8 protein-coding genes are annotated in these 6828 nt (G+C 60.6%); 2 read left to right on the top strand and 6 right to left on the bottom strand.

Annotated features, from left to right (window positions below; genetic code table 11):
- Window positions 1-12 precede the first annotated feature (12 nt).
- From ACM6J5_RS08290 to ACM6J5_RS08270, 5 genes are all read right to left on the bottom strand, one after another.
- Window positions 13-765 (bottom strand): hypothetical protein, encoded by a 753-nt coding sequence (locus ACM6J5_RS08290; protein WP_224790058.1) that lies wholly within the window; start codon window positions 763-765, stop codon window positions 13-15.
- A 50-nt stretch (window positions 766-815) separates the two neighbouring features.
- On the bottom strand, window positions 816-1244 hold the full coding sequence (locus ACM6J5_RS08285) for a hypothetical protein (protein ID WP_095942829.1): 429 nt from the start codon (window positions 1242-1244) through the stop codon (window positions 816-818).
- Window positions 1245-1382: 138 nt separating this feature from the next.
- The gene (locus ACM6J5_RS08280; protein WP_414928157.1) at window positions 1383-1796 is read right to left on the bottom strand and encodes a VOC family protein; all 414 of its coding nucleotides are present in this window, start codon (window positions 1794-1796) and stop codon (window positions 1383-1385) included.
- A gap of 89 nt (window positions 1797-1885) precedes the next feature.
- Entirely contained in the window at window positions 1886-2545 is a 660-nt protein-coding gene (locus ACM6J5_RS08275) for a TetR/AcrR family transcriptional regulator (RefSeq protein ID WP_095942831.1), read from the bottom strand.
- The gene (locus ACM6J5_RS08270; RefSeq protein WP_414928156.1) at window positions 2532-3383 is read right to left on the bottom strand and encodes a 3-hydroxybutyryl-CoA dehydrogenase; all 852 of its coding nucleotides are present in this window, start codon (window positions 3381-3383) and stop codon (window positions 2532-2534) included. Before ACM6J5_RS08270 ends, ACM6J5_RS08275 begins: the two co-directional genes overlap by 14 nt.
- Window positions 3384-3546: 163 nt before the next feature.
- Here ACM6J5_RS08270 and ACM6J5_RS08265 point away from each other — a divergent pair, with 163 nt between their 5' ends.
- Window positions 3547-4590 carry an AraC family transcriptional regulator gene (locus tag ACM6J5_RS08265; RefSeq protein ID WP_414928155.1) on the top strand — a complete coding sequence of 348 codons (1044 nt, stop codon included), beginning with the start codon at window positions 3547-3549 and terminating at the stop codon, window positions 4588-4590.
- 11 nt (window positions 4591-4601) lie between these two features.
- Here ACM6J5_RS08265 and ACM6J5_RS08260 read toward each other — a convergent pair whose 3' ends face one another.
- Window positions 4602-5828, bottom strand: coding sequence for a YbfB/YjiJ family MFS transporter (locus tag ACM6J5_RS08260; RefSeq protein WP_095942834.1), 1227 nt, complete (start codon window positions 5826-5828; stop codon window positions 4602-4604).
- A gap of 112 nt (window positions 5829-5940) precedes the next feature.
- On the opposite strand from ACM6J5_RS08260, the gene ACM6J5_RS08255 reads away from it, so the two are divergent.
- On the top strand, window positions 5941-6816 hold the full coding sequence (locus tag ACM6J5_RS08255) for a LysR family transcriptional regulator (RefSeq protein ID WP_056723452.1): 876 nt from the start codon (window positions 5941-5943) through the stop codon (window positions 6814-6816).
- Window positions 6817-6828 lie beyond the last annotated feature (12 nt).

Genomic DNA, 6828 nt, shown 5'->3' with positions numbered 1-6828 from the left:
GGGAAAGCGAAATTACAGCCCCAACCGCTTCAGCGTGTGCTCCAAGGGTTCCAGCGAAACACAGATAAAACCATCAAGCGGACGATTGAGTTCCTCTACCAGCAAGATGGTTGCCCCCGTCGACAGGGCGCACATCAGTAATACGACGACAATGGTGCCGTTGCATGGTGCAAACAGGCCGAACGAGCCAAAAATGATCGCCAGCCACGTCACCAGGATCACCAGCATCACCGGCGGGATCGATTGATTGGATTGCAGCAGAGTCAGCCAGCGGGTGGCAAAAACCGTGTCCATGTCTTGCAATGCCTCAGCCTTGAGTGAGCGCTGATCATCGTTGCCCGGCGACAGTGATCCGACCTGGCGCTGCAGACCTTCAGAACGATGGATGACTTCGGGGCTATCGAGTGTTGCAATCTGACGGCGATCGCGAGAGGCGAGTACTTTCGTGACTTCGGCGTAGTTGTGCTTGAGCTCGGTGCGGATGTCTTGGGTATCGGTGCCATAGCGGGCCATTAAACGGTCGAATTGAACCACTTTCGCCGCCACGCCCTCCAGTTCGGCATTGGCCGTATCGAATGTGCCCTTGGCAGAGGAGACAAGCAGGCCGAGGACCAGCGCCGACATCGTTGCGATGAGACCGGTGGCCAGTTTCACCACGGTCACGGAGTCGTCGCTCAGGTGATGGCTCGGTAATCGCTCCCTTACGTACGAGCCCAGCAGTGCGCTGGCGGACAGACAAGCGAAAACGATGAGGGCGATCACCACGTCATTCAAATTCAACCTCCGTTGACGCTGTCTTCCGTGGGGAGAGATATCTACTGGTACTTGATCACGATGCCCTTGAGTTTGCGTCCCTCGATGGTCGTCACGTCGCGAGCCCACAGCGGTCCGCTGGCATAGGCACCCACCGCCTGAATGTGGTCATAGACGACCACCACGGCGTCGCCACCGAGTTTGGCGGATTCTACCCGCAGCTTCTGTTCGACTTCAGTAATCGGCGGGGCAGGGTCGATGCTGGCGTCAATCAACACCTCACCCAGGCGCACATGCGGACGAGGAGGCTCCGAGCGCAGCACGACAACCTCGTCCGGCGATGTCGGTGCCGGATGTTCTACGCCGACGTAGGCGGTGGTCTGTGCATCGACAGTGGCGCAGCCATTGAGAGTCAGCAGGCTGGTGATCAGTCCACCGGCCAGTAGCAAGTATTTGAAACGGGTGGGCCAGGACAGGTCGTGGGCCGGCATAGTGGGTTCTCTCCTCTGGTTCGCTGCTATCCATGTGGCTAGTTGACGGTAGCAGACAGGCCGGGAGTTGCCAGAACGCCCAACCTTTTCAGGTTGGGCTTTTTTGTGCCTTGAAGACTGCCGATCGACCAAGGCCTTTCACTGATCCTTTTCGCAGTTGACCATCCACGACACACCAAAACGGTCGACCAGCATGCCGAAGCGCGCCGCCCAGAACGTGGTCTCCAGTGGCATTTGCACAGAGCCACCGCCCGCCAGCGCATTGAAGACCCGCTCGGCCTCGGCAATGCTGTCGACGTTGAGTGAAATCGAACAGGCACTCATTTTATCCACGGGGCGATCCGGTGTGGTGTCCGACCCCATGATCGCCTGATCGCCCACGATCAGGCGGGTATGGATGATCAGGTTGTGCAGATCCTTGGGGAAATGCTCTCCTGCAGGGGTTTCACCGAAGGTCAGCATGGCTTCGAGCTGGCCTTGCAGGCACTGCGCATAGAACGTGAAGGCGTCTTTGCACTCGCCGTTGAAGATAAGGTAGGGATTGATTTTCATGGTCGGCTCCAGTGGCTCGAGTACATACAACGGTTTGGACGCCGGTTTTTTCGGCGAATTCCGATTGTGTCGAGCCGACAAGCAAAGCGCTAAATCTTTGTCGAAGCTTGTGTTTCTTTAGATGTTTTTTCGATAGGACGCGCGATGCTTATCGCCTCCGGCACACGCCGTGGCGCCAGCACACGCTCAATGGCGCCACTGACCATGCTCTCCAACAGCTCATCACGTTCCTGCTCGTCCAGCACATGTGGCGTCAGCCAGCTGGGAGCGCTGTTGAGCAGGGCGCCAATGGCATGCCCGGCGGCCAGCAGGCCTTGCTCGCTGAAGCGCGACTTCGCGCCCAGCATCCTCAGCAACGTGCGTTCGTATTGCTCGCGCAATTGCCGGACCCGAGCCTGTTGCTCTTCGTTCAGGCAACCGCTGTCGCGCTCCACCAGGCGGAAATGCCAGGGCATCTCCCGATGCAGATTCAGATGGGCGCGGATCAGGCTGTTGAGTTTGTCGCGCTTGCCCGGAGCTTTTTGCTGGATACGCCCCAGGGTGGCCAGCAGCTCCTCGTAGAACTCCTCGATCAAGTCGAGCAGCAGATGCTGTTTGCTGGGGTAATGGTGATACAGCGAGCCCGGGGAGAGCCCCAGGCACGTCGCGAGCTCGCGCATGCCGACCTGGCCGAACCCCTTGCAGGCAAACAGCTCCAGGACTTTGTCCCGGTACTCGGCAAAGCGCGAGCAACGCTCAGGCATAGGCATGGAAGCCGCGCCCCGTTTTGCGTCCCAGGTAACCGGCGGCGACCATTTCCTTGAGCAACGGCGCCGGGCGATATTTGCTGTCATTGAAACCGTCATAGAAGGCTTCGAGGATCGACAGCAGGGTGTCCAGGCCAATCAGGTCCGCCAGGGCCAGCGGGCCGATAGGCTGATTGCAGCCCAGGCGCATGCCGGCGTCGATGTCTTCGGCGCTGGCCAGCCCTTCCTGGAACACCAGGATCGCTTCGTTGATCATCGGCACCAGGATCCGGTTGACGACGAAACCCGGACGGTTGCCCGCGGTAATCGCGGTTTTGCCGAGGGTGGTCGCCATGTCCAGCGCCAGTTGGTGGGTCGCGTCACTGGTTTGCAGGCCGCGGATAACTTCGATCAGGCCCATCACCGGCACCGGATTGAAGAAGTGCAGGCCGATGAAACGCTCAGGCTGGCTGACACTGGCGGCAAGTTGGGTGATCGACAGCGACGAGGTATTGGAGGCAATGACGCATTCGCTGCTGACCTGCGCGGCGATCTGTTGCAGCACACGCAATTTCAGGTCGAGATTTTCAGTGGCCGCTTCGATGACGAGTTGCGCGTCACCCAGGACACTGTAATCGGTGCTGGTGCGGATGTTGTCCAGAGTGGCCTGTTTCTGCTCTGGCGTCAGGGTTTGTTTGGCGATCTGCCGGTCCAGGTTTTTACCGACCGTTGCGACGGCTTTTTGCAACGCGCTTTCGGATATGTCGAGCAAGGTCACGTTGAAACCGGCCATGGCACAGACTTGTGCGATGCCGTTGCCCATGGTGCCCGCACCGATCACCCCGATGTTTTGCAGATTCATCTTCCCATCCTTCGATCAAACCCTGCGATACCTTGGCCGCGACTGCAGCCGAAGGCGTACTATTGCCGCGAGTCTAGAGCCGGCAGGGCGGTTGTCCTATGCCAAAACTGTTCAACGGCACTGATGTTTTTTGCCATTCGGGTGATGAGAGAGAAGCGAACCAATGCGGGAAAAGGACTCGGTTGCCGCCTATTTCGTGCAGGCAATGATCCATGGGCTGAGGGACGACCCGCAGCGCGTGACGGCCGTGCTCGAACAGGCGGGCATTGATCCGGCGGTCATGCACCAACCCACGGCGCGGGTGCCGGCCAACGCGTTTGCGGCGTTGTGGCTGATTCAGATCCGCGAACTCGACGATGAATTCTTCGGGCTTGACTCCCATGGCATGCCGCCGGGCAGTTTCGCCCTGATTTGTCGCGCCTTGATTCAGGAACCCGATCTGCACAAGGCCATGCGTCAGTGCCTGGCCAACTTCGGCTTGTTCCTGCGCGACTTTCGCGGCTCGTTGGCCGTGCGTGGCAAGCGTGCGGTCATCAGCCTGGAAACCCGTTCGACGGACGACGATGCCAGCCGGTTTGGTGAAGAAACCTTCCTGGTGTTGATGATCAGCCTGCTGTGCTGGCTGGGCGGGCGGCGCATTCCCATTGACCGTGCGGACTTTCGCCATTCGCGCCTGCCGCTGGGTGACGACCGCCTGCTCTGGGGTCCCAACCTGACCTTTGGTGCCGAGCGCACCGAAATCGAATTTGCCAGCCACTACCTGCGTCTGCCCGTCGTTCAGGACCTGGCTTCGCTGAAAGTGTTTTTGCGTACCGCGCCGCAATGGCTGGTGATCCGCTTCCGTAACCAGCATGGCCTCGCAGCCCAGGTTCACCAGCGTTTGCGCGGCAGTCATTACAGTGAGTGGCCGACGTTGCAGTCCTTTGCTCTGGAACAGCACCTGAGCCCCAGCACCTTCCGCCGCAAACTGGAGCGTGAAGGCTGTTCCTATCAGGAGATCAAGGACGAAGTACGCCGGGGCGTGGCCTTTGAGCAACTGCGTCAGAGCGATGCGAGCATCAGCGATATCGCCGAGCAATTGGGTTTCCAGGAACCCAGCGCCTTCCATCGGGCATTCAAGAAGTGGACCGGGGAAAGCCCGGGGCGCTATCGGGCCCGTTATCAGGGGGAGCAGGGCGCAGAGGTCGCCACCCTTCAGGAGCCCTGAGCCATCAACTTTCATACACCTGTATTGAGCGTTAAAGATTCGGTCGAGCGATTGAGCAATCGACTGCCCAGTTCCAGTAACAGCGCTACAACGATCGCCCCGGCGGCAATCACGAACATCAAGGCATGATGGCCGCCACTGGCGTTGAACAGCGCCGAATAAGCGAACCCCGAGAGCGCCTGGAAAGTCGCGAACGACACGGTGGCGCGACTCCAGGCAACCTGTTGCTGATGATGCCCGGGGATCAGTTCATGCACCCGCGCCAACGCCAGCGGCACGATGCCTGGCGGGAAGGAGCCGAGGATCACCGCCAGTAAAGCCAGCGCCGCGAACGAACTGCTGATCGATAAAAGGCCGACCGCCAACGCTTGCAGCACCAGCACGATACGGATCCCCGTTTTCGCGCCCAGTTGGTCGGCCAGAAAACCGTAGCTCACCGGCCCGACAATCGCGCCCAGCCCATACATCACCCAGATCAGCGCGCCGACATGTGCCCCGGCATTGAGTCCGCGGGCGACGTAATCCACCAGGAACACCATGGCCGGCACCAGCCCGGCCGCCATGAACGCGTATTGGGCGAACAGCAGGTAAACGTTCGGGTCGGTGGGGGTGGACGACGATGCATTCGACGGCGCTACGGTGCCTGGGTGCGCGGTTGTCGGCCAGCCAAACCAACTGGCAGCCGTAAGGATCAGGGCCAGCAAGCCCAGGCCGAACCAGGTTTGCTGCAAGCCGAGGCTCAGCAGCGGCGGCACGATCGTCCCCGATCCGGCGATGCCCAGGCCGATACCCAGGAATATCGCGCCGCTGGCCAGACCTTTGCGGGCCGCCGGGACCTGAGGCAATACGGTGGCCGCCACCAACACCATGATCGCGCCACCGGCAATCCCCGACAGCAGGCGCCAGCCAAAGAACCAGCCCACCGACAACGGAAAGCCACAGGCGAAAAACGCCAGGGTCACCGCGAGCATCATCAGGCGCAGGGCGGTCTTTTTCGAGGTCCGGCGTGCCAGCGGATGGCCGATCAGTGCACCGATCAGGTAACCCACCAGATTGGCGGCGCCGAGGTACACCACGTCACTGGCGCAAAACCAGTGGGCCTGGATCAGCGAGGGAATCAGCGGCGTGTAGGCGAAACGCGCCAGGCCGATGCTGACCAGGCTGGCGCAGAGGCCGGCGAAGATCGGCAGCCAGATCGTACCGGGCGCCGGGGTAAGGGGAGGCGATGAACTGTGCATGTGCATTGTCCTGTAAGGTCACTCAGGCCTTTAGCATATCGAGGTTTTTCGAAGCATTAATGCAGCGATTACGCGCTATGCTGATGCGTAATTGCATCATCAGGAGAGCGTTATGAATTGGGATGACGCCCGGGTATTTCTCGCGGTTTGCCGCGAATCCACGTTGCGCGGGGCGGCGCGGGTATTGGGGGTCGACCAGGCTACTGTCGGTCGGCGCATCACGGCACTGGAAAAGTCATTGAGTGCGACCTTGTTCCTGCGCACCTCCGAAGGTTATGCGCTGACGGCTGTCGGCGAAGCGGCACTCAAGGCCGTGGAGAAAATGGAGCATTCGGCGCTGGAACTGGAACGCCAAATCCAAGGCCTGGACGATCGCTTGACCGGCACGGTTCGCGTCAGTACCACCGATTCTCTGGCGATTGATTTCCTGATCCCGGCGATTGCCCGTCTGCATCGGCAACACCCGGATGTACGGGTACAACTGGACGCCACCACGCAGATCCTCAGCCTGGCAAAACGCGAAGCGGACATCGCCGTACGCAACACCCGGCCGGAAAACCCTGACCTGATCGCCCGACGTATTGCTCGCTGGCCGGTGGGGTTATTTGCCTCGCAAGCCTATGTCGATGCCCACGGCGTGCCGGAGCCGGGTTCGGCGTTCGCCGGGCATGATCTGGTGGTGTATCAACCATATTTGCAGGGCAACAAAGACCTGACGCTGGTCTCGGAACCGGTGGCGCGCGGGCGGATTGTCGCGAGCCTCAGTTCCAGCCTGCTGGTGCGTCGGTCGATTGCGGCGGGGATCGGGGTCGGAGAGATTCCGGTGTACATCGGGGAGAAGGAGGGGCTGGTCAGGTTGTGGCCGGAGCGCTCGCGGCCAATGCCTTATGACATCTGGCTGGTGACCCACGCGGACCTGCGGCATACGGCCAGGGTCCGGGCGGTGATCGATGAGATTGTCGCGGGGTTCGCCGGGACTGGTGAATAACCTGTAGGAGCG

Origin of the sequence: Pseudomonas sp. IT-P74, assembly GCF_949768175.1 — a bacterium.
Taxonomy (GTDB): Bacteria; Pseudomonadota; Gammaproteobacteria; order Pseudomonadales; family Pseudomonadaceae; genus Aquipseudomonas.
The sequence above is the reverse complement of the archived record's forward strand: the minus strand, read 5'-3'. Positions and strand labels throughout refer to the sequence as shown.